Here is a 24372-nt window from a genome sequence, read left to right as displayed (position 1 = left end):
GGCATCGAGGCCGGAACGAATCAGACGTACCCCATGAAAGGAGTGAACAATGAAAGAACGCGTTTTATTGGTTGATGACGAACCCGAATTTCTGGAAATCATGGCTGAACGCATGCGCGCCCGAGATATGGACGTCACCACCTCCACATCGGCCAGCGAAGCGCTGAAACTGATCGCCACGGATTCCTATGATGCGGTGATCATGGACTTCATGATGCCGGGAATGGACGGCATCCAGGCATTGAAAGCGGTCAAGGAAAAGCGTCCGGAAATGCAGATTATCCTGCTCACCGGCCATGCCACGGTCGAAAAAGGGGTCGAGGCGATGAAAGCCGGCGCCATGGATTTTGTGGAAAAGCCGGCAGACCTGGATGCCTTGTCGGAAAAAATCAAGAAGGCGCACAGCAAAAAGGCCGTCATCGTCCAGAAGCAAACCCAGGAAAAGGTGATCGAGGTCCTGCGCAAGTTTGGCATGTAGTCCCCACCACCTCGCCAGGCAACGGACAGCGGGCTGCCGCCGTCGGATGGCGCCGAGCCGGACCGGACGGCGCCTCCCGAAGCGGCAGCATGGCTTCTGACGATGCCCGCCATAACAGAATCATTGAGGGTCCGCGGCCAGGACCTTGGCTTTCATCAGATCGAAAACCGCCGGCCCGGTGGCAGCGGCCCCGGCTTCGCCCTCGGCAACGGCTTTCAGGACATCCAGGCGCCCCTTGTCGCGGCTGCTCAAGGCCGTTTCCAGACAGGCCAGGGTATGATTCACCCGGCTGAAAATCACCAACGGACCGAAGGTGACCTCCCCGCCGGGTTTTTCTGCCACTTTGCCGTACAGATCGTGGTGGCGCAAAGCAAAACGACGCGGGGCCGGTTCCAACCCCAGCAGTTCGGCAAAGAGCATCAGGCTCTCCGCGACCCCTTCAGCATATCCGTTTTCAAGGGATGCCACGCCCTGCCGGAAAATATCCTCGATATCGGCGACAGTATAGGAGAGATCCAGCCGGTCGATGCAGATCGACTGAATCGTATGCAAAGAGGTCTCTTTTTTACTGACCACCACATCCTTGTCGTTGAGGATTTTGATGGCATTGCGGATACTGACCATCTCTTTCACCGTGGGACTTTTGCGCAATACCACATCGTCGACGGTGGTTCGGTATATCGTCAGATCGTTGTCGAGCACCAGGATGCGGGTCGTTCCCGTGCCGTCGTTCTCCAGATACAATTCCAAGTCACGTTCCTGCCGGTGCGACCAGGGAAAATAGGTCATCAGCTGCTTCAACTGCGTTTTATCGATCCGCTTGCCGCTCTCCACCGGACCGATGGCGCTGGCAATGGATTGAACCAGGCGATCGATGGCGATTTTGGTTAACAGATTTTCTTTGTAGGACATCGTCCTGCTCCTTGTTACGGTTGATGAGTTCCCATTCACCCGCTATAGCATTCAAGATAATGTTTTTGGGCTACGTTATCGGTCGAAAGCGGTATGGCTGATACAGCTTCCTCCCTTAAGGCCTTGCCAAAAACATTATCTTAAACACTCTATAAAAAAGGGCCGCTTTTAAATTGGCATTTGACATCTGCCGCAGATATTCATATGAAGATAATCTGTCACTCAGAAGGTCCTGCCCTTTCTTCGTAGTAACCATCCACCGGGAACGCCATCATGCCGGTCTTCCAAGGACCGGGCCTATGCTGCCATCGTGGCAAAGGGTGAGAAAGGCTGTTTCGCAATGGATGAAAGGTGCAGGGCTGAACTTCCGGTCAGCGGTTCGGCCCGCCCCCATCTCACTTACGTTGAAAACAGTCTGCCGATCAAGACAATTGTTTTCGCGCACGGCTGAATAAGGAAACCAGCGGTCGATCTGCCGGACAGCTGCATCCAGGGGATGTCGGAGATCGGTTTTTTGCGGAGCGAAAGGAGTTAACATGGAAGAGTTTGTCACCCTCACCTACAACGGCCAGGAGATTAAGCTGCCGGTGGTCATCGGCACCGAAGGTGAAAAAGCCATCGATATTTCCGGTCTGCGCCAGGACACCGGGTTCATCACCCTGGACCCCGGGTATGCCAATACCGGCAGTTGTCTGAGCGCCATCACCTACATGGACGGCGAAAAAGGGATCCTGCGGTATCGCGGCATCCCCGTGGAGCAATTGGCCGAAAATGCCACCTTCAAAGAGACCGCCTACCTGTTGATCAACGGAAAACTGCCCAACCGGGATCAGCTGACCCGGTTTTCGGTGATGCTCAACGACAACAGCCTGGTCCACGAGGACCTGAAGGCGTTTTACCAGAATTTCCCACGGGCGTCCCATCCCATGGGGATCCTGTCGTCCATGGTCAATGCCTTGAGGAGTTTCTACCCGGAACTGGGTACGACGGAAGAGGAAATCAATAGCACCATGACCCGGCTGCTGGCCAAGGTTCGCACCATGGCCGCCATGTCCTACAAAATTTCCCGGGGGCACAGGGTGGTCTACCCCCGTCCGGACATGACCTATTGTGAAAATTTCCTCAATATGATGTTCGATACCCCGGTGAAGCCATACGAGATCAACCGGGCCGCGGTCAATGCCCTGCGGGTATTCTGGATTCTGCACGCCGATCATGAGCAAAACTGCTCCACCTCGGCGGTCCGCGTGGTGGGCAGTGCCCGGGTCAACCTGTACGCCGCCATCTCATCGGGAATCGCCGCATTGTGGGGCCCGCTGCACGGCGGTGCCAACCAGGCGGTCATCGAAATGCTCACCGCCATCCAGGCCGATGGCGGTGACTATAAAAAGGCGATCGAACGGGCCAAAGACAAGAACGATCCCTTCCGGCTCATGGGATTCGGGCATCGGGTTTACAAAACCTACGATCCGCGGGCCAAAATCATGAAAAAAATGTGCGACGAACTGCTCGATTCCCTGCAGATCGATGATCCGATGCTCGACCTGGCCAAGGAACTGGAGGAGGCTGCGTGCAACGATGCCTATTTTATCGATCACAATCTCTATCCCAACATCGATTTCTACAGTGGCATCGTGCTCAGGGCCGTGGGTATTCCGACCAACATGTTCACGGTGATGTTCGCCATCGGCCGGCTTCCCGGTTGGATTGCCCAGTGGAAGGAGAGCATGGACGACCCCAAGTGGAAAATCTGCCGGCCCCGTCAGGTTTACACCGGCAATCTGCAATACGATTTCATTCCCATCCATGCTCGGATTTGATGTAATCGAACGCGCGTCGGGAATCCGGTGACGGGCCGGTAACAACATTCCATCCATTTCCGGCCATCACTGCACCATTCGGCATCTGCGACGGCTTTCGCGCGGATGCCGGTGGCCCGTCATCTGATAGCGGTGGATCATCGCCCCCTTGCCCCCGGCAACCGAATCCCTTGTGGTACCGGTGCCGCGGCATCTGTTTTGTTTTGACAGGTTGTTCAACCTTCCCGTAAACTTAAAGAAAAACAAGTGCCCGTTTCGGACCCCGCGATGGTCCGCCATCATCCCCCCATGCCGGAGGTATCCCCATGCTGGCAAAAGAGATCATGACCCGCAACCCCGTCACCGTCACCGACAGTATGGAAATCATCAAAGCCGCCAAAAAGCTTCTGGACAATCGCATCAACGGGATGCCGGTGATGGACGACACCGGCAAACTGGTGGGCATTCTCTGTCAGAGCGACATCATTGCCCAACAGAAGAAACTGCCCGTGCCCTCACTGTTCTCCTTTCTGGACGGTTACATCAGCCTGCCCTCCATGAAGAACGTAGAAAAAGAGGTCCGTAAAATTGCGGCAATCACTGTCGCCGACGCCATGACCTCCAATCCGATAACCGTCTCCCCCGATTCAGGTATCGAAACCGTAGCCGCCCTGATGGTCGACCACAACCTTCACACCCTGCCGGTGGTTGAAGATGGCCAGCTGGTCGGCGTGGTCGGCAAAGAAGATATCTTGCGGACACTGATGCCCGCGGAACGCTCATTGGCAAAGGAGGCCCCATGACAGTCAATCAGATCGTCTATTGTTCCGATTTTTCAGCCCATGCCGAAGCGGCTTTTCAGACAGCCCTTGACCTGGCAGGCCGCTACCGGGCCAAACTGTATGTGATTCATGTTCTGCCGCCAGCGGTCAATCCCATGCTCACCGAAGCGGACCTGATCCTGCCGGAGCGTCCTGACGAAAATCTGGTGGTCAGCATCAATGAGCGCATGCAGGAGGTCTACGGCCAACGCATTCCCGACGGAATGGATTGTGAACTGGTGGTCCGCGATGGCCACGTCTCCACGGAAATCATCCGCTTCATCGAGGAGACCGATGCCGATCTGGCCGTCGTGGGTGCCTTTGGTTTGAGTGGCATGGGGCTGGTGCTGTTCGGCAGCGTGGCCAAGCGCATCGCCCACAAGGCCCCCTGCTCGGTAATGATTGTGCGCAGCAAGACGGCCTGATTCGATCGATGAAAATTTTGCTCGTCTACCCCTATTTTATCGACAGCCGCATGGATGAAGAGGATATCAGCGCCATTCCCATGGGGCTCTTTTCCATTGGCGCCGTATTGCGGGCCAACGGCTATGCCGTAGAGATCCTGAATGCTTACAACCTTGGTCGGAAGCCGTACCGCATCTACCAAATCCTGGGCGATCGTCGCCCGGATGTGGTGGGGTTTTCCATCCTGCATGCCAACCGCTGGGGCGGCATCGATATCGCCCGGATGGTCAAGAAGGTCAATCCGGCGACACCGGTGGTTTTTGGCGGTGTGGGGGCCACGTTTCTGTGGGATCATTTACTGACCCATTTTGCGGAGATCGATTATGTCGTCCGGGGAGAGGGCGAATACAGCTTTCTCGAACTGATCCGCTTTCTGGAAAGCGGGGCGTCCAGCATCCCGACCCACATCGACGGTCTGGCCCTGCGAAAGAACGGCCGCTCCATTAAAACCGCCGATCGTCAACCGGTGGCCGACCTGGACCAGCTGCCCATGCCGGCCGATTATTTCACCTTTCAACATGTCGCCCTGACCCGGGGCTGCCCATCGGACTGCACCTTCTGCGGGTCACCGGCCTTCTGGAGTCGCCGGGTGCGCTATCACAGCGCCGACTACTTCGTTACCCAGTTGCAGCGCCTGCGCGAAAAAGGGGTCACCTTTTTCTTCTTCTCCGACGACACCTTCACCCTCAAACGCGACCTGGTCATCGATATCTGCAAACAGATCATCGAACGACACCTGGAAATCACCTGGGCGGCCATCTCCAGGGTGGACCGTGTGGATGAAGGGATGCTCAAGTGGATGCGCCGGGCCGGATGTACCCAGATCAGCTACGGGGTGGAGAGTGGCAGCCAGGAAATCCGCGATATCTACCGCAAACGCATCAGTGATGCAGACATCTGCCGGGCGTTTGCACGAACCATTGGCACCGGGATTATGGCCAGGGCCTATTTCATCTATGGCGCCCCCGGCGAATCCGACCGGACCATCCAGGAAAGCCTGGATCTTTTGGCCCGCATCCGCCCATTGGCGGCGATCTTTTATATTCTGGATCTGTTTCCCGGTACGGCGCTCTACGAGGCATATAAGGCGAAAAACGGTATCAGTGACGACATCTGGCTGAATCGGATCGAGGATATTCTCTACTTTGAAACGGATGAAACGTTGAGCCAGGAGCGGGTACTGGAATTCGGCCGGCGCCTCAGGGAGGAATATTTTGCGAGCTTACCCCGCTTTGCCCGTGACATCGAATTGATCGACGATTCCCAATTGTATCCGCAACATGCCGATTTTCTCTCGCGGCTGGCACTGACCTTCAGCCATGGCGACTATGCGGCCAACCCGCTGATCAAAGAAAACCTGTCCACCGCTGTGGAACTGTTCGAACGATCCCTGCAATACCACCCGGACCACCGGGCCTTCTGGGGATTGGGGCTGGTTTACCAGCACCAGGGCCGGTTTGACGAATCGATCGACATTTTGGAGCAGGGCATCCGACACCACGCGGACAGCGTTGATCTGCACCTGGCCCTGGCCAACAGCCTGATGCGCCGGAACCGCTTCCAGGAGGCTCGCCAGTGCCTGGAAGTGTTCGACACCCATCCCCAGGCCGTTGAACAGATCATTCTATGCTGCCGGCTAATGGCCGACCAACCGGCAGAAAAGGAGTGGACGAAGCATCTCCACCGCCTGACGCGCCAGAAGACCGCCGGCATGCCGTCGCCGGACTAAATCACCATCAGGCTTTACCGCAGCAACTGCCCGGCCCCGCACAACCGGCATGCCCCGGCGACGAACCACAGCAGGTCGTATCACCGGGACCGGGCATGGCACCCGATACCGTTCCGGACAGAGATGAATGCGCGGAAATCAATTTTTTAAGGTTGCCGCTTCCGCACTTCGGGCAGACAACGGTGGTCTCTTCCGAAAAAACCAGAACCTCAGCCACATGGCCGCAATCGGCGCACGAAAAATCAAAAAGTGGCATTATCCCTCCTTTTTTTCGGTCATGAAAAATGCAGTTTTCGTTGGATCTCCTCATCAAAAGCTAACCGTTGACCGGCATGCTCTGCTTCCGTAGCATCCAAGATCATGTTTTTGGGCTATATAGCCCAAAAGCGGGACGGCATCAAGATTTTACGAATCCGCCGGAAATGCAATTTTTTACGAGACGGTCACGATTTACCTCAGGCGCTCTGCCGGAACCATTGCAAATGTTCCAGCCACCCTAAGATGTTGTTGCCTCAACGAGGCGTAGATGCTATATATTGGGCATAACACCAACTTCACAGACCAAACCCAAACACGCCCGAATGACCCGAGCAATCGCATTATACCAAAATCCAATGCCATTCGCGGCCCCTCCCCCGCAACGCCACACAACGGTCTCCAAACGGTGCCCACGATTGACGACCGAGACGTCACCGGCCCGTCGGCACGGGACCGGTTCAGCGCAAACAACCCATGACTTTCAGGAGGTGCGATGATTTCGTTTTCGACGGAAAAACGAAAAATTTTTGTACTGGACACCAACATCATCCTGCACGACAGCAGCTGTATCAATCAGTTTGACGAACATGACGTGGTGGTTCCCATCGCGGTTATCGAAGAGCTGGACCGTTTCAAAAAAGGCAAGGAAATCCTGAACTGCAATGCCAGGGAGTTTGCCCGGGCCCTGGATCGGCTCACCGGCGACCGTATTTTCAACGGCGGTGTTCCCATCGGCCCCGGCAAAGGCAAAATCACGGTTTACCTGGATCGGGACTTCCATGATACGCTCAAGGCCAATTTCGCACCGGATAAACCGGATCATCATATTCTCAATGCCGCCTACCACATCGCCTGTGAGAACTCCTTTGAACGCGTCATCCTGGTGACCAAGGATGTCAACCTGCGGATGAAGGCCAAATCCATCGGACTGATGGCCCAGGATTACAACACCGATCGAGTCCAGGCGCCGGCGGACATCTACAAGGGCACACGCGTGGTGGCGGATATCCCGTCGTCGGTCATCGATCAACTCTGGGCCAAGCCCTTTGAGATGGATGCCGCCGCCCTGGAGCTGGCCAACCCGCTCTTGGCCAACGAATATTTGATCATGAAAAACGGCAGCAAATCGGCCTTGGGGGTCTATTTGCCGCAAACCGGCGCCATCCGCCGGATCGACACCCAGATCTGCTACGGCATCCGCCCGCGCAACGCCGAACAGTGCTTTGCCGTGGACGCCCTGACCAACCACGAACTTCCCCTGGTGACCATCACCGGGAAAGCCGGCACCGGCAAAACCCTCCTGGCCCTGGCCGCCGCCCTTGAAAAACGGCGCCATTACCGCCAGATCTTCATCTCACGGCCATCCGTACCGCTTAGCAACAAAGATATCGGTTTTCTGCCCGGCGACATCCAGTCCAAGCTGGACCCGTACATGCAGCCCCTTTACGACAACCTGGCGGTCATCGAGAGCAACCAGAACGGCAAATCCGGCAACCTGAACGGTAACGGCCGCCGGGTCAAGGATCTGCTCGAGGAGGAGAAAATCATCATCACCCCCCTCTCCTATATCCGTGGCCGCAGCATCGTGAAGGTCTTCTTCATCGTGGACGAGGCTCAGAACCTCACCCCCCACGAGGTCAAAACCATTATCACCCGGGCCGGCGAGGGAACCAAGATCGTCTTCACCGGGGATATCTACCAAATCGACCACCCCTACCTGGACGGCCAGAGCAACGGCCTCAGTTATCTCATTGAGAAGATGAAGGGCCAGCGCCTCTACACCCACATCAACCTGGAAAAAGGCGAACGCAGCGAGCTTTCGGAACTGGCCATCAGCCTGTTATGAAAACGGTTCGGCTGAAAACTGACGCCACGCCATGTTAAGCGGATGGCGGGGATCGCCTGTTTCTGGCCGGGGCGAAGCATTGTTCAAGCGGCTGGTTGACCGGGGCCGCAAACCCGGATATCCTGCTGGATAAAGGTGCATGGCGCAACAACCCACTGCAGTCAGCAGAAAGTCCGGAAGATGCATTGCCCCAAATGTAATTACGAACAGGCGGACGACAACAGCGAATGCCTGAGTTGCGGCATCGTTTTCGCCAAATGGCAAAAACGGCAGGCCCAGCCGCCGCCCATGGCGAAATCCGCAAGTGACGATGACGAAGAACCGCAACCTGGCCTGGTCGGCGCCTTGCTTTTCCATCTGCCCGCCGAGGTCAACCCCGTCTCCTGGGGGCTGCGCGCCCTGCTTTTGGCGGTGATGGTTCTGTGGGGAATGAAGTTCGTTTTTGCGTCCATCGATTCGGACGCTGCCATGAACAGTTTCTGGCACCTGGTGAACCTGCCTTTCCACGAAGCCGGACACATCTTCTTCCGCCCCTTCGGCCGCTTGATAACCTCTGCCGGGGGCAGCCTGATGCAAGTACTCATGCCGGCCATCTGCCTGGTGGTTTTCCTGATCAAGACCCGCGACCCGTTCGCCGGTGCATTCGCCCTGTGGTGGATGGGCCAGAACTTCATTGACCTGGCACCGTACATCAACGATGCCCGCTCCCTCAGTCTGCCGCTTCTGGGAGGAAACGTGGGCAAGCACAGCCCCTACGGCTTTCACGACTGGGAGTTCATCCTCCGGGAAACTGGCCTGATCCGCCTGGATCATGCCATTGCCAGGCTCTCCCACGGGGTCGGGGCCATGTTGATGATCACAGCGGTGGTCTGGGGCGGGGTGTTGCTGGCCAGGCAGTATCGGCGGATGCGACAACAATACAGAGAGGATTGCTGACATTGGAGACAGCCACTCCCCAGTCAACGGACCGGGCGCAACTCGCCATGAGCATGCTGGCATCCCTGCCCTTTGCCACCGACGGCCTGCCCGGCATCGGCGGCATCATCAAGGCCACGCCGGAACACTTCGTGGTCGAGGAGGCCCTGCCCTACACCGCCTGCGGCGAGGGCGAGCATGTCTATATCACCTTCCGGCGCAGCGGCTGGAACACCGCCGACGCGGCCCGGGCCATGCAAAAGGCGCTGGGCCTGGCGCCATCCGATGTGGGCTGGGGTGGCCGCAAGGACAAAACGGCTGTGGTCGTTCAAACCCTCTCTTTTCGCTGCGGGCTCACTGCGCCGCTGCCGGATATCGAAAAAGCCCTGGCCGGGTTGCCCTTTGAAATTCTGACCATGCAGCGCCACCGCAACAAAATCAAGACCGGCCACGTGGCCGCCAACCGGTTTACCGTCATCGTCAGCCGGCCGCAGCCCGATGCCCTGCCCCGGGCGCTGGCCATTGCCCGGCGGATCAAGCATACCGGGGTACCCAACTTCTATGGCCCCCAGCGATTCGGCTTCGGCATGCAGAATGTTCCGCGCGGATTCGCCCTTTTCGCGCCGGGACGAAAAGGGCGCCGGAACGCCTTCCTGGTTTCGGCGGTCCAGTCGGCACTGTTCAACATCTGGCTCCGCCAGCGCATGGAAGCCGGTGTGTACCGGCAGTTGCTGGCCGGCGATATTGTTAAAAAAACCGATACCGGCGGCATGTTCACCGTGGAAGATATAGCGGTCGATGGCGAGCGGTTTGCAAATGGCGAGATCGGCTACACCGGCCCCATTTTCGGGTTCAAAATGAAGGCAGCCCAGGCAACGGCTGGCGAGCGGGAAACGGCGCTGCTTGACCGGTTCGGTCTCGGCCCGGATGATTTCAGGCCTTTTCGGGCACCCGGGTCCCGCCGGGAGGCTATCCTGGCCCTGCCGGACCTGGAAATCCGCGCGCTGGATGAAGGCGTGCAGTTCTGCTTTACGCTGCCATCCGGCGCCTATGCCACAACCGTGCTGCGCGAATTCACCCGCGCGGAATGACTTATCGGCGACATCCGCCCGGCCTCGTCCTTTGTGAAGGATTCAGACGCATTTCCTGGTCGACTATTTCGCCGAAGAGACAAGCACGATGCTGGTTGCAAATGGTCACAAAAGCGGGATACGCCTCTGCATCCGGACGAGATCAGTCAGATCGAAGCCATTCTGGAGAAAGAGATGCCGGCCGCATGATCCGTTACTGCGCGATGAAAGAAGCGGTATCTTTCACCAATTGCTCCATGAGCACTTCGGGAACGGTCGGTGCCTGGGCCAAACCAACGGCCTGCATGATCAGTCCGGCCTCCTCCTGGGTTAAGATTTCCTTTGGAATGGCCTCGCTGTATACCCAAACGCCGGCCTCGGCCGCGGTCTTCGGGATGTCGAGCCCGGCCCGATCCGCCGCCGTCGCCAGTTGGGCGGAAAGCAGCAGTTCCAGTGCGGAAGTATGCAGCCCCTGATCCATCAACAGTTTGGCGCCATTGAATTTCTCCTCGGCCATGGTCGCCAGCCGGGAAGGACCGCCGACCGCTGGCTGGTCCTGTTTGGCATCGAAATAGGTTTGCACCTGGGCCAGGGGCGATGCGGCACCGAGCCGGTTGAGGCTGCTGAGTGTCATCAGGTCGATCAGGGCCACCGGGAACTTCTTTGAAAGGTCGATGGCCACCTGTTCCGCTTCACCATCGATACGGTCGATCACGGCAATCAGGGAGCCCTGGGAGCCAAAAATCCGTTCGATTCGAAGACCGAACGCCTCTTGCAACCCCTTGATGCAGTCGCGCATGGCCTCATCCAGGGGCCGGGCCTTGGACTCCCGTTGATCCATGTCGAAGGGTTGGACTTCGGCCGGCTCGACTTCTTCCAACGGTTCCGCCGGTCCGGCGTCTTTGGGTGGGGCCAATTCCTCGATCAGGGTATCCAGCATCTTTTTGGATACGCCCACCACATCTTCCGTGGCATCTTCCTTGACCACGTTGTCAAACAGGTTCTGCTTGGTGTTCACCAGGGAGAGGACCTGCTCTTCATAGGAGGCGGCGGCCACCAGGGTGATGATCTGAACGCTTCTTTTCTGCCCCAGCCGGTGAATCCGGGCGTTGCGCTGTTCCAGTACTGCCGGATTCCACGGCACATCCAGGTTGATCAAGGCGGATCCGGATTGCAGATTCAGCCCCACGCCGCCGGCATCCGTGGAGATGAACACCTGCACGCCGTCGTCATCGCGGAAACGGTCCATCAGCTCGCCGCGTTTGGCCGTGGGGACCCCGCCGTGCAGCCGCACATAGCCCAGTCCCATTTTGCGCAGCCGCCTTTCCACCATCTGGGTCATCAGTTCCCAACCTGAGAAAACCACGGCTTTGAGTCCCGATTGAATGCAGATTTCATCGAGCAGATCGGCCATTTCATCCAGCTTGGGGCTGCCCTTGGTCTCCTTGTCCACCAGGCCGGCGGCGTTGCACGCCATACGAGCCTGTTGCAGGGCGGCGATCAACCGGTTTTGCTCGGTGGGGGTCAATGGCCTTTTCTTGGCGATAGTCGCCAACTGGCCGGCCTTGGCCATGGCATCGTCATGAATTTCGCGTTGCTTGGCCGTCATGGGAACATCGAGCCGTTGAACGATGCGTTCGGGCAGTTGATCGCTGACGATGCCGCGGTCCCGTCGCAGCATGACCGGCGCCAGGCGTTTGCGCAAGACAGACAGGTTCCGGTAACCCAGTACCTTGCCCCTTTCGTCGGTCACATGAAAATCCACCATATACCGCCACAACGGCCCAAGGATTTTCGGATCCACCACCTGCATCAGGCTATACAGATCCTCCAGACGGTTTTCCAGGGGCGTGCCGGTGAGGACAAACGCATAGCGGGTGGGGATCAGTTTAATGGCGGTGGCAATTTTGGTCCGCCAGTTTTTAATGCGCTGGGCCTCATCCAAAATGATCAGGTCGGGCCGCAGGATCTCGTTGATCATGCTCAGATCCCGAAGGATCAACTCATAATTGATGATAAAAAAGGTCTTCTCACGACGGTACTGCACTCCTCTTTTGGGGGGCGGCCCCTGGATGATTTGGCTTTGCAGGTCCGTGAATTTGGCGATTTCCCTGGCCCATTGCTGTTTCAGGGAGGCCGGACAGACGATCATGACGGTACGGATGTTGTCATGGGCCTTCAACCAGACGGCCGCTGAAATCGCCTGCAGGGTCTTGCCGAGCCCCATGTCGTCGGCGAGCAGGGCGCGACCGGTGCCGGCCAAGAAACCGGTGCCCTGAATCTGATACGGATACAGCCTGGCGTTGATCCCCGGCAGCTTCCCCCGGCTGTTTTCAATCTGGCGAAGAATTTCCGCAGATCGAAGCTGCTGACTCGCCTCGGCAGTCAGCTGGTGAGCCCAATTCAGAGCGTCTTCGCCGATATGGACATCGTCGCGGTCTTCCACCAGCGCCGTGAAGCGTAAAAAATCCTCCGGCATGCGTCCCGAAAAGTCACCGGATGGGGTGAAGTAGTCATCCAGTAAACGGCTCAGGTCCTCGTCCATCGCCTGACCGCGATGCAGGCTGAGCATGGGTGCCTGGGGCCGGTCCCATGCCAGATAGACGTAAGGGATCGGTGCCGGCTTGTCTTTAAATTGATGATATTCCGGATGCTTTCGAATTTTATGCAGGGCGGCCTCGATATGTTTGCAGGTGCCCAGCTGATTGTTGGCAAAATCCGGGCAGGAACAGAAATTGGCCCGTTTATGCAGGCTGCGGATGGTTACCCGGTATTGGCGGGGAAACGGATTCTTGCCGGCAATGGATGCGGCGGTCCAACCGCCGAACCAGGGTTCGCCGCTTTCGGCCTTGACCGTCACCTCGGATTTGCCTCTTTTGATGCGGTCGCTGATGGCGGTATCCGTTGCGCTGAGAATGCCTTCGGCGGTCTCGCGCTGGTCTGCATAGGCGTATAACGCGGCCACCGTGTGGGAGCAAATGCAATCGGCGCCGTCATCGCAATTGCAATGGTAATGAGAGTTGCCGTCGGCGCCTATTTCGATCTCGACATCCAGCGGAAAATCGGATCGGTCTTCATCTTCCACCTGGGCCCAAAGGGAGGTCTCGTCCCGGTCCAGGCTGATCACGCGGTTTTCCTTGAAAAAGAGCAGCCCCTGATTGATCGCGCCTCGATCGGCGATTTGTTGAAGGGCCTCATGATCAAATAAAAAAGGATCTCGATCGTCAGGTGGGGTGTGCGATGTCATGGAGATATCCTGTCCGTTTAGAGTTGCAATCACTTCAAAACGGCCTTGTTTAAGGCATAAGCCGGTTGCCCGAAAAGCGGGGTTGGGGCCAACCCCAAATCAGTGAGAGGCATAAAATATCACACACCATCGGGTTGTGCAAATGGAGCGTTGTCAATCCATGACAAGTTGCCAACCTCATAGGCCCCTTCCATCACTCCGCCTCCTATAATCCGGCCGAAACCGATTTCAATGTATCCCGCAGGCGGTTGAGCACCTCGTCGATTTCCGCCTGGGTGATGATCAGGGGCGGCTCGAAACGGATCGCCTTGGCATTGACCAGGGTTCCGGCAACCAGCACCTTGCGCCGGAACAGCCCGGCCGCGACCTTGTAACCGACCTCGTTGTCGATGAAATGCTGGCCAATCAGAAGGCCCTTGCCGGTGATTTTTTCGTAGATCCCCGGAAACTCCTCGGTCAGTTGGTTGAGTTGTCCGATGAAATAATCGCCCAGTTCGGCGGCCCGTTGGGGCAGCTTGTCGCGCAGGACGACCTGGATGGTTGCGATAGCCGCGGCGCAGGCCATGGGATTGCCGCCTGTGGTGGTAGTGTGCATGAATGGATTGGGTTCCTCGAAAGCCTTCCATATCTCGCCGCTGCCCATGAAGCAGCCGACGGGCATCACCCCCCCACCCAGGGATTTGGCGGCCATCATGATATCCGGTTTCACGTTCCAGTGATCCACGCCCCACAGGGCCCCGGTTCGGCCAAGACCGGTCTGCACCTCGTCACAGATCATCAGAATGCCGAATTTGTCACAGATTTCGCGGACCCGCGGCCAGTACCCATCCGGCGGAACGATGGCACCGGCTTCGCCCTGAATCGGTTCGGCCACGAAACCGGCGATGTCAATGCCCACCGTCTCACAGATCTCGAGCTGGCGCTCCAGGGCATCGGCGTCCCCGAAGGGCACGAAAAAAATCTGAGCTCCATAGGGCTGCAGGGGAGCGCGAAACGCCTTCTTGCCCATAACGCTCAGGGAACCGGACGTTTTTCCGTGAAATGCTTTCACGGTGGAAATAAAACTGTGTTTGCCTGTATGCAGGCGGGCGATTTTGAGCGCCCCTTCGACCGCCTCGGTACCGCTGGCAACGAAGAAGGCGTGGTCGATGTCGCCTGGTGTGATGTCGGTCATCAGTTTGGCCAGCACCCCGCGGAGCGGGTCCATGAGCTCCTGACTCGGAATACCGGATTTGAGCGCCTGGGCGCGGACCGCTTCGACCACCTCGGGATGGGACCAACCCAGGTCGAGGGCGCCATAACCGCCAAGGAAATCAAGGTATTCGTTTCCGAAAGGATCAAAGAAACGGGCCCCTTTACCACGCCATTCGACCGCGCCGTAATCCCCGGCTTCGGTCATCGATTTGCGGTAGTTGACCCACCCGGCGTTGAAATGATTGACGAAATTGTGTTTGGTTTCCTGTGAAATCCATTTGGCCGTGGACTCGTCAATGGATTCAGAATCCTGATGAATGATCTCCAGCCACTTTGCCGAATATGCAAGTGCGTCCTGGTAACTGCGCATTATGCCTCCTTTTGTTGGGGTCAATGAATCGACGGTTATTATTAATTGAACATTCGTTTAATTTTATTGCGATCCCTACTAAAGCGTCCGCCGACGCTCGTTTATATCAGGTTGTCGACGGTCAACCCGGCAACCGCCTGATCCGGCGGCAACAGAAATAAATTTTTAGAAATCTCCATTTTTCAAGGCCCGGATCAGGGATTTCTTGGCCGCCTGGGAAAAAGCCTCGAAGGGTTCCCCATCGGCCAGAAACTGGCTGTGGAACTCCAGTCCCTCCATCAGGGTCACGATGTATTCGGCGGCCCGGTTGGCATCCTCCACCCGGACAACGCCCTGGCTGTTGAAATAATCCAGTTTTCGGCTCAGGTAGTCACGAAGCCATTTGAACATGACCTTGAAACGGTCCATTATCTCTTCATTTCTCAAGCTGAGATAATAGAAACCGAAATGAACACTGGGCTCCACCGTGCGGCTCCATTTGAGCGAGAAGATCACATCCATCAACGCGGTGAAATGGGCGTCGTCATCCTCGATATGGTCAAAGTCAAGCATCGCCGGCGATTCGTATTTCTCGATCAGCAGATCCACCAACTCAAGCTTCATATTCTCTTTGTTCTTGAAATAATGGATGATCAGGCTGGGATGAATGCCGACCCGACTGGCGATCTTGCCGATGGAAGCCCCTTCGAGACCCTCCTCGATCAACACCTGATAATAGCTCTCCAGGATGTCCGGTTTTCTCAAAGCTGCGTTTTTATTCTTCCTCATGACCGCTTCGGTGCCTTCAGGATCGCCAGAGGCGGAATGGGGTGAAAAGTGCGAGTTTAATTTGTTTTATAAATAAAATTCAGTGACGCCTGTCAACATTTAACTGGATGTTCAATTAAAAATTTGTCAGACGGCAATCACCGGACACCGGTTCGGAAATGGTGTCCGGCCACCGCGGGAGCGGATGAGGATCATCGGCGAGGGATTTCGCATCATGGCCGGACCGGTGTTTTTCAAATCCGGACCGGGGAGGACTCAACAGGGGCACAGGGTGTGGTCCGCCCCTGAAGCTGCCCTTCACGCCGTTTGTTCGGATGCTGGCGGTATGCCGTCGGGTCCCCAGCCTTTGAGCTGAAAGTAATCCCTTATCATCCATTGCAGGTCGTCATCGGTAAGCCGGTTGCCGTCTTCAATGGCTTCGGTCATCAGGCGCTGCGACAAACGGTCGTCATCAGGCGTCAGGCCTTCGCGCAGGTTGAAGCGACGGGCGTCCGCAGTGATGCTTTCGGCCAGTTCCTTTAGATCGGCCTTGGTGAAGGAGAGACCGGTGGTCAGCGAATAAATCCGCGCCAGGACGTTCCAATCGTAGAAATCCCGGTAGAACCGGCAAAGAATCAGACTGTCGAAGAGCGTGCAGCGATTTTCAAAGTCGATAAACATTTCCGCTTTGCCGTTCATTTCATCGGGCTCGATCATTTTGGACAGTTCAGCCTTGTAGAATGTGCTGCGCAGATGACAGGCGCCCCGATCGCTGACCGCGTATGCCAGGCCCATGCCTTTCAATTTCCGGGGCTCATAGCCAGCGGGTTCCAGGCCTTTGACGTGAACAGCGATATCATCCAGATCCAGATGCCGGCTGGCACGCTTGATGCCCTCGGCCAACAGTTTGCCCGTTCCCTGCCGGGCGGCGATATCACGGACCAGTTTCGCCGCCTGCTCCGGTTGGCCGTAATCGATGGCCATGTCGATCCGCCCCCGTCGTGCCGCTTCAATGGCCAGGGCCACCAAGTTGCCCGTGGAAATGGTATCCACTCCCAGACGGTCGCATAGATCGTTAAGATAGATGATCTCTTCGATGGAGTCGATCAAACACAACCCACCGAAGGCATATATCGTTTCATATTCGGGGCCTTCCAGGACCAGTCCCGCATGGCGGCCGCCTTGCAGCTCGACCCGTTTGCCGCAGGCCATGAAGCAGGTCTGACAGGCATGCGGTTTGGGCTGGCAACTGGCCTTGATCGCCTCAGCCGAAATCTTCTCCCACCCCGGCATGACGCCCCGGGACCAATAGCGGTTGGGAAAAGCGCCGGCCTTGTTCATCACTTCAACCATAGAGGGCGTGCCCTTGCTGCGGTAATTTTGCGTGGCCGGGTGGTCTTTGAACGTTTTGAGCGTTTCGCGGGCATAGGCTTTCAAGCCTTCGGGATCGGCAAAGGGCCGCTTTTGGCTGCCATAAAAGGCTATGCCTTTGAGATTTTTGGCACCGAAAACCGCGCCCATTCCGGTGCGTCCGGCCACCCGCCAGCCATCGTTTTTAACTACGGCAAAGCGTACCCGGTTTTCACCGGCGGGACCGATCACCATGATTCCCGGGCGCTTGGCATCAACGCGTTCTTTGATGGCTTTCTCGGTGGCAAATGTGTCCTGGCCCCACAGGTCGGTGGCGTCGTTAAAAACCACCCCACCATCGCTGATTTCAAGCCATACCGGCGTTGCGGAGCTGCCGTGGATGACCATGGCGTCAAATCCGCAACGGCTCATGGGAATGGCAAGGCGTCCACCGGAGTAAGATTCGCCGAAGAGTCCGGTTTGGGGAGACTTGGCAAAGATGCCATGGCGGCAGGATCCGTATACCGGGCTGTCGCTGGCCGCCCCCAGGGCCAAGATAAGGTTGCTTTCCGGTGACAGGGGATCAACACCAGGCGGATTGCGTTCAAGCAGGAGGTGGGTGGCAAGTCCCTTACCCCCCATGGTCCGGTGCAACAGTTCGTCTTCGATTGCCTCCTCGCTGAAAGTCTTGCGGCTCAAGTCGACCACCAGCAATTTATGAAAAAATCCCTTAATCATTTTGGTCCCTCGTATGTTTTCGTTCTCGCACCGGATTGCAAAAACGCTGAATTCTGTCAGACGTCCCCATCCTGCACGAACGCAATGCCTGTATTGGCGCCGACCTCATCCATGGCAGGCCGGAGTTTTTTCATTGACAAAAAATTACACCACCCCCTGATCCAGCATGGCATCCACCACCTTGATGAAGCTGGCGATGTTGGCTCCGTTCATGTAGTTGCCCGGGGTGCCGTACTGCCCGGCGGCCGACAGGCAAGTCTGGTGGATGCTTTTCATGATCATCTGCAGGCGGTTGTCCACCTCCTCGCGGGTCCAGGACAGCCGCATGGAGTTCTGGGTCATCTCCAAGCCCGATACGGATACGCCACCGGCGTTGGCTGCCTTGCCCGGGCCATAGAGGATGGCGTTGGCGATGAGGATATCGATCCCCTCGGGTGTGGTGGGCATGTTGGCGCCCTCACACACCGACAGGATACCGCTATTCACCAGATTCTGGGCATCCTTGGCGTTGATTTCGTGCTGGGTGGCCGAGGGGAAGGCGCAGTTGGCCTTGTGGGCCCATAGCGGATTGTGGTCCTGATCCGGGTCCACCGCCGTGTAGACGGCATCCGAATAGTGCTCGGCATATTCCTTCACCCGACCCCGGCGCACATTTTTAAGGTTCATCAAAAACGCCAGCTTCTTCCGGTCAATGCCTGTCTCGTCATAGATGTAGCCCGAAGAATCGGAGCAGGTCACCGGCCTGGCCCCAAGGTCGAGCAGCTTCTCGAGGGTGTATTGGGCCACGTTGCCCGAGCCGGATACCAGGCAGGTCTTGCCTTCGAGGGTCTCACCCCTGGTGGCCAGCATCTCGGCAGCGAAGTACACCGAGCCGTACCCCGTGGCCTCGGGACGGATCAGGCTGCCGCCCCAGTTCAGGCCTTTGCCGGTGAGCACACCGGAAAATTCATTGCGCAATCGCTTGTACATGCCGAAAAGATAGCCGATCTCGCGGGCACCCACGCCGATGTCACCGGCCGGCACGTCCGTGTCCGGTCCGATGTGGCGGAACAGCTCGGCCATGAAACTCTGGCAAAAACGCATCACTTCCATGTCGCTCTTGCCTTTGGGATCGAAGTCGCTGCCGCCTTTGCCGCCGCCCATGGGCAAGGTAGTCAGAGCGTTCTTGAACACCTGCTCGAAGGCCAGGAATTTCAGGATGCCCAGGTTAACCGAGGGGTGAAAGCGAAGACCGCCCTTGTACGGCCCGATGGCGCTGTTCATCTCGATGCGAAATCCCCGGTTGACCTGAACTTCGCCCATGTCGTCCACCCAGGGCACGCGGAAAAGAATCACCCGCTCGGGCTCCACCATGCGCTCCAGGATCTTGGCCGCCCGGTATTCGGGATTTCGGTCCATCACCGGCTGGATCGAGGCCATCACCTCCGTTACCGCCTGGTGAAATTCATTCTCGCCCGGATCCCTTTGCTGAACGTAATCGAGGATGTTGTTCATTTGGTACGGCTCCTTTTCCCGCTTTTTTTGGATGAAAAATGTTAGAAATGCCTGGAACACCCGGTGTACTCCTTGGCCTTCGCCAGGATTCTAGCAATTAATATGCCATCGACGGTCGGCATGTCAGCGACCGCTGTTTGCAAGGTTAAGCCGGCGAAGGTCCATAACCCTATAGCCGGGAAAGATATGCAAGAATGCATATTCCCTTAGCAAAACCTGCCCCACAAAGCATCTTGATATGGGGATTCCGGAAAAGGATCAGGATTGAACGTATTTTTTCATCTTGCGGGCGATGGTGGATTGGTTGACACCCAGGGCCCTGGCCATGCGGATCTGGCTGCCGTACCTTCTTTTGGCCTGCTCCAGAATGCGCTGCTCCGCCTCGGCCAACATCTGGGCAAGGCTGCGGTTTTTCTGAAACCCAACCATCTGGTCGGCTTTGCACTGTTCGGCGGTGTCCAGCACGGAATCGGGAAGGTCATCGATACGGATTTCGTTTTCATCGGCCATGACCACCATCCGTTCGCAAAGATTGACCAGTTCCCGAACATTTCCCGGAAACGGGTACGCCAGCAAAACATCCATGGCCTCCCGGCTGATCCGCGTTTTTTCCTCGATCCCCAATTGCTTTGTGAAGTGGTTGAAATAATGCTGGATGAGTGGCGGAATACACGCCTTGCGCTCCCGCAAGGGGGGGATGTGAATGGGAATCACATGCAACCGGTAGTAGAGGTCTTCGCGAAATCGACCCTCGGCCATCATTTTGTCCAGGTCCTGGTGAGTGGCGCATAAAATGCGCACATCAAGTTGGCGGCTGGAGGTGCCGCCCACCCGGGTGACCCGGGCGCTTTCCAGAAAGCGGAGCAGTTTCACCTGGGATGATAGCGGCAGTTCGGCAATTTCGTCCAGAAACAGAGTCCCCTGGTGGGCCAGCTCGAGGTAGCCGGGCTTTCCCTTTTGGTCCGCACCGGTAAACGCGCCCTTCTGGTAGCCGAACAACTCGGTTTCCACCAGGTTCTCCGGAATGGCGCCACAGTTGATCTCGATCATGGGCTTGTCGGCACGATCGGAATGCTGGTGGATCAGGTTGGCGATAAGGCCCTTGCCGGTTCCCGATTCCCCCAGAATCAACACCGTGGTCCGCACCTGGCTGAGTTTGAGCGCCTGTTTCACGGCCTTGACCATTGAGGGGCTGCGGGCCACAAGCGGGCTGTCGGTTGTCCGGGACAACTGCATTTCACGAATCTGGTGGTGCATCTTGTCTTTGATGGCCATTTGTTCGTCGAGTTTCCGGGACAGGGAGTCGATTTCGGTGATGTCGCGCTCGCTGACCACGACCCGGATGATTTCGCCGGCACCGTTGAAAACAGGGGTTCCCGTCAGAATCAGCTTGCGCCCGGATCGGGTTCTTTGGATGATGTTCTGCCGGCAACGTTTGCGGATCACCTCGATGGTCACGGAACGGTCGATCAGCCCTTCCTCGACCAGATCTTCCATGGACCGGCCGATAATATCCGCGGCCCGCACCATGTTCATTCGCTCCGAGGCGGCATTGATGCGCAAAACCGTACCATAGGCGTCGCATACCCACAGACCGTCGTCGCTCGAGTCGATGATGGCATCCAGCTCCTCGCTGAGATCCTTGAAGGCGCGCATTTTGAGGGCCATCTGGTCCAGTTCGGTGTGGTTTTCGATCACGCATACAGCAAGGGGTTCATGGCCGGACCGGAAAAGTGGTGTCACCCACACGCGAAACGTCTTGCCATTTGAATAAATGGTCGCTGCGTTGGGCTGCGGTTCTCCGGATAGCTGCTGCTTGACATGCAACCACAAATCGGGGTGTGCATCGGGCAGGACAACGCCGACCTGAAAGGCGTTGGAGCCCGGGACGGCGTTGGATTCAACGATTTTTCCGCCGGCGTCGATCAGGATGACGCAGTGCGGTGCGGTCTTCATGATCGGCCGGACACACCCCGGCCAATCGTCGCGGTTCGCGGCAGTCGCATTCATGGAAACAGGGATTGGTTGGGTCGGCATCATGCTTTTAGTTTATGCATATTTGCATATAGAATGCAAGACTGCATTTCCGACAGAACCCCAAGCGCTTTCGGGATTATTGCGGCACTGGGGGGTGGTTAAGATAAGCGATGTAAATTCAATCAGATCACCAATTGCCTGACGGGTGCTGGGGGGCGAAATCGCTGGTTGTCGAGTTGGCATGATGTTTGATGGTTGGCATAACAATTATTGTGCAACCATCCAAACCATCAACTCAGAATTGCTGAAGAGAAGCACATGAACTGCGGGTTTCCCGCCTTTTAATGAGTGAGCAAGGAGAAAACATGACAACCAATCAAGAACTTCATGACCTTCGTTCCAAAGTCATTCCCAACGGTCATACAAGCAGCACCACCTGCTATGTTGAGTCTGCCAAAGGCGCCATTGTCAAGGATGTGGAAGGCAAGGAGTACATCGACTTTGCCGGCGGTATTGCGGTGATGAACGTTGGGCACAGTCATCCCAAGGTGGTTGACGCCATTAAAACCCAGGCAGAAAAGTTCACTCACACCTGTTTCATGGTCCATCCTTATGACGTGGCCGTGCGCCTGGCCGATCGGCTGTGCAAACTCACCCCGGGAAGCTTTGAAAAAAAGGCCCTGTTTGTCAACTCCGGTGCTGAAGCTGTTGAAAATGCGGTTAAAATCGCCAGATATCATACAAAACGGCCAGGTATCGTCGCATTTGAAAATGCCTACCACGGTCGAACCTGCCTGACCATGACCATGACCTCCAAGGTAAAGCCCTACAAATCGGGATTCGGTCCCTTTGCCCCTGAGATCTACCACGCGCCCTTTGGAGATTTTGAAGCGTTCAAGAATTTCTTCATTACCGGTATTGACGTTGAAAACACGGCAGCCGTGGTGGCTGAACCGGTTCAGGGGGAAGGGGGCTTCATTGCCCCCCCGGATGATTTTTTTCCCCAGGTGGCCGCCTTTTGCAAGGAACACGGCATCCTCTTTGTTGCCGATGAAATCCAGTCCGGCATGGGCAGAACCGGTAAAATGTTTGCCATGGAACACTGGGGAATTGAACCCGACTTGATGACCGTGGCCAAGAGCATTGCCGCCGGAATGCCCCTGAGCGCTGTTGTGGGCAAGAAGGAAATCATGGATTCGGTTCACGCGGGCGGTGTTGGCGGAACATACGGCGCCAACCCGGTATCCTGTGCGGCAGCCCTTGCCGTCCTGGACATTTTTGAGGAAGAAAACCTTCTGGAGAAGTCTGTCAAGATTGGTGAAAAGCTCACCGCAACCTTTGGGGTCTGGAAGGAAAAATTCGATATTGTCAGCGAAGTCAGGGGATTGGGGGCCATGCGCGGTATCGCCCTGTTCAACGCCGACGGCAGTCCCGCCGCCGAGCAAGCCAAACAGCTGTCCAAATACTGTTACGACAACGGCCTGATCACCCTGGTTTGCGGCATCCATGGGAACGTCATCCGCGTATTGATGCCGCTGGTGATCGAGGATAAACAATTGCAACGGGGATTGGATATCATGGAAGGTGGGCTGGCCGAGGTTACTTACTGATTAAAGAGAGAAATGTATCCGGTATGTTTGAAAGTCCTGGTTAAATAATGGGTTTTTTAAACATACCGGAGTTCCGATCGATCAGGCCCCTTCGTGATACTCGGTACCGAGTGAAGGGTAGACAAACGGCTCAGAGCCTGTTTGAGAAGTCTGGATCAGGCCCGATAACAAGGCGGAAAGTGGCTCGAAAGCGGAGCATATACGTAATATGTGAGCATTTTGAGACACTTTCCAACGCCGTTAGCGGGCCTTAGACGGATTTATCAAACAGGCTCTCAGAAGAAATAACAGAATCAGTCCCATCGTAGGCATGTCATGACTGGCGTTATTGCAATGTTTTGCGGTTCAAGGCTTCAGGGTTGACGATGTATCGTGGCGGTTTGGCGCACAACACCTTGTCAACTTCTTCTACGACCGTCATTACACATCTTTTTGTAGCCTCGTGGGTATTACCGGCAATGTGCGGTGTGAGAACGAGATTATCGAGGCCAAATAGCGGATGATTTGCCGCAGGTGGCTCCTGATCCATCACATCCAAGGCCGCACCGGCAATGACATGGCTGTGTAAAGCGTGATAGAGGGCGTCCGGGTCAACAACTTGGCCCCTACTCACATTGATCATAAAGGCACTTTTTTTCATGCAAGCGAGTTCATCGACGGAAATCATGTGGTGAGTTTGAGCATTCAAGGGAACATGCAAAGACACAAAATCCGCATTAGATAACCCGTCAGACAAGCTGTCTGTTATTTGGGCCCCAAAATTCTCCACTTCCGGGGATGGATGCCTGCGATACCCCATGACGCGCATCCCAAAAGCCAGGGCCAGCCTGGCAACTTCGCGTCCGCTTCTGCCCATCCCGATGATGAACAGGACCTTATTCCGGATTTCGAACGGGAGAAATGAATTCTTTAGCTGCCAGATGTTCTGCCTAACCCTGGAATCCCATGCCGTCAAATCTCGACTCAAGGCCAAAATAAACATCATTGTATGCTCGGCTACGGAAACCGCATTGCCTGCGGGAGCGTGAACAACCGGGATGCCGTGTTCGGTACACGCCACCACATCAATATTGTCGGTTCCCACACCCGGCTGGCCAATCACCTCCAGGCTCGGACAGGCCTCGATAACCCGGCCTTCGATCAGCTCAAGATTTGGAATAACGGCGTTGGCCTGATGTTTGCGGATCCATTGGATCAGGGTTTCCGTCTTCCCATCGGGCGCCACCATAACCCGATGTCGATCCATTAGAGATCGGATGACCCCCTCGGGAATGATTGTTGGCTCAATTAAAAGAATGGTTTTGCGCATGCCTGGATTTCGCTTGTTTAAATCTTGATATGTCTCATATACG

At 56.5% G+C, this 24372-nt stretch carries 18 protein-coding genes; 9 read left to right on the top strand and 9 right to left on the bottom strand.

The annotated features are described in order from the left end of the window. The first annotated feature begins 49 nt into the window (after positions 1-49). Positions 50-478, top strand: a complete 429-nt coding sequence (locus GN112_RS26555; RefSeq protein WP_155312923.1) for a response regulator — start codon at positions 50-52, stop codon at positions 476-478. A gap of 120 nt (positions 479-598) precedes the next feature. On the opposite strand, the gene GN112_RS26550 is transcribed toward GN112_RS26555, so the two are convergent. Further along, positions 599-1390, bottom strand: coding sequence for a hypothetical protein (locus GN112_RS26550; RefSeq protein ID WP_155312922.1), 792 nt, complete (start codon positions 1388-1390; stop codon positions 599-601). Between the two features lie 536 nt (positions 1391-1926). On the opposite strand from GN112_RS26550, the gene GN112_RS26545 reads away from it, so the two are divergent. From GN112_RS26545 to GN112_RS26530, 4 genes are all read left to right on the top strand, one after another. Further along, a complete protein-coding gene (locus GN112_RS26545) occupies positions 1927-3210 on the top strand; it encodes a citrate synthase (RefSeq protein ID WP_155312921.1) in 1284 nt (427 codons plus the stop codon). Positions 3211-3515: 305 nt separating this feature from the next. After that, positions 3516-3992, top strand: coding sequence for a CBS domain-containing protein (locus GN112_RS26540; RefSeq protein WP_155312920.1), 477 nt, complete (start codon positions 3516-3518; stop codon positions 3990-3992). Next, complete coding sequence (locus GN112_RS26535; RefSeq protein ID WP_155312919.1) at positions 3989-4435, top strand: universal stress protein; 447 nt, start codon at positions 3989-3991, stop codon at positions 4433-4435. The genes GN112_RS26540 and GN112_RS26535 overlap by 4 nt, the downstream gene beginning before the upstream one ends. A gap of 8 nt (positions 4436-4443) precedes the next feature. Next, positions 4444-6204, top strand: coding sequence for a B12-binding domain-containing radical SAM protein (locus tag GN112_RS26530; protein ID WP_155312918.1), 1761 nt, complete (start codon positions 4444-4446; stop codon positions 6202-6204). 7 nt (positions 6205-6211) lie between these two features. Here GN112_RS26530 and GN112_RS26525 read toward each other — a convergent pair whose 3' ends face one another. Then, on the bottom strand, positions 6212-6460 hold the full coding sequence (locus GN112_RS26525; RefSeq protein ID WP_155312917.1) for an FmdB family zinc ribbon protein: 249 nt from the start codon (positions 6458-6460) through the stop codon (positions 6212-6214). 495 nt (positions 6461-6955) lie between these two features. Here GN112_RS26525 and GN112_RS26520 point away from each other — a divergent pair, with 495 nt between their 5' ends. The 3 genes from GN112_RS26520 (at position 6956) to truD (ending at position 10314) form a co-directional block, all read left to right on the top strand. Then, positions 6956-8308, top strand: coding sequence for a PhoH family protein (locus GN112_RS26520; protein ID WP_155312916.1), 1353 nt, complete (start codon positions 6956-6958; stop codon positions 8306-8308). Between the two features lie 135 nt (positions 8309-8443). Then, the gene (locus GN112_RS26515; RefSeq protein WP_231713954.1) at positions 8444-9244 is read left to right on the top strand and encodes a zinc ribbon domain-containing protein; all 801 of its coding nucleotides are present in this window, start codon (positions 8444-8446) and stop codon (positions 9242-9244) included. Positions 9245-9246: 2 nt separating this feature from the next. Then, positions 9247-10314: a tRNA pseudouridine(13) synthase TruD gene (gene truD, locus GN112_RS26510; RefSeq protein ID WP_155312915.1), complete on the top strand. Its 1068-nt coding sequence runs from the start codon at positions 9247-9249 to the stop codon at positions 10312-10314. 193 nt (positions 10315-10507) lie between these two features. Here the strand turns inward: truD and GN112_RS26505 are convergent, their stop codons facing one another. The 6 genes from GN112_RS26505 to GN112_RS26480 all read right to left on the bottom strand — a co-directional run bounded on the left by GN112_RS26505 (position 10508) and on the right by GN112_RS26480 (position 21389). Then, a complete protein-coding gene (locus GN112_RS26505; protein ID WP_155312914.1) occupies positions 10508-13540 on the bottom strand; it encodes a DEAD/DEAH box helicase in 3033 nt (1010 codons plus the stop codon). Positions 13541-13745: 205 nt separating this feature from the next. After that, positions 13746-15104: an aminotransferase class III-fold pyridoxal phosphate-dependent enzyme gene (locus tag GN112_RS26500; protein ID WP_155312913.1), complete on the bottom strand. Its 1359-nt coding sequence runs from the start codon at positions 15102-15104 to the stop codon at positions 13746-13748. Positions 15105-15269: 165 nt separating this feature from the next. Further along, a complete protein-coding gene (locus GN112_RS26495) occupies positions 15270-15872 on the bottom strand; it encodes a TetR/AcrR family transcriptional regulator (protein ID WP_155312912.1) in 603 nt (200 codons plus the stop codon). Positions 15873-16169: 297 nt separating this feature from the next. Next, entirely contained in the window at positions 16170-17939 is a 1770-nt protein-coding gene (locus tag GN112_RS26490; RefSeq protein ID WP_231713953.1) for an aldehyde ferredoxin oxidoreductase family protein, read from the bottom strand. Between the two features lie 144 nt (positions 17940-18083). Further along, the gene (gene gdhA / locus GN112_RS26485) at positions 18084-19433 is read right to left on the bottom strand and encodes an NADP-specific glutamate dehydrogenase (protein WP_155312911.1); all 1350 of its coding nucleotides are present in this window, start codon (positions 19431-19433) and stop codon (positions 18084-18086) included. Positions 19434-19691: 258 nt separating this feature from the next. Beyond that, positions 19692-21389 (bottom strand): sigma-54 interaction domain-containing protein, encoded by a 1698-nt coding sequence (locus GN112_RS26480; RefSeq protein ID WP_197743413.1) that lies wholly within the window; start codon positions 21387-21389, stop codon positions 19692-19694. 386 nt (positions 21390-21775) lie between these two features. On the opposite strand from GN112_RS26480, the gene gabT reads away from it, so the two are divergent. Further along, positions 21776-23020, top strand: coding sequence for a 4-aminobutyrate--2-oxoglutarate transaminase (gene gabT / locus GN112_RS26475; RefSeq protein WP_155312910.1), 1245 nt, complete (start codon positions 21776-21778; stop codon positions 23018-23020). A gap of 325 nt (positions 23021-23345) precedes the next feature. Here gabT and GN112_RS26470 read toward each other — a convergent pair whose 3' ends face one another. Further along, positions 23346-24329 (bottom strand): hydroxyacid dehydrogenase, encoded by a 984-nt coding sequence (locus GN112_RS26470; protein WP_155312909.1) that lies wholly within the window; start codon positions 24327-24329, stop codon positions 23346-23348. Between the last annotated feature and the right edge of the window lie 43 nt (positions 24330-24372).

It is taken from the genome of Desulfosarcina ovata subsp. ovata, from assembly GCF_009689005.1.
Classification (GTDB): Bacteria; Desulfobacterota; Desulfobacteria; order Desulfobacterales; family Desulfosarcinaceae; genus Desulfosarcina; species Desulfosarcina ovata.
Note: the sequence above shows the minus strand (reverse complement) of the source record. Positions and strands in the feature narration are given on the sequence as shown.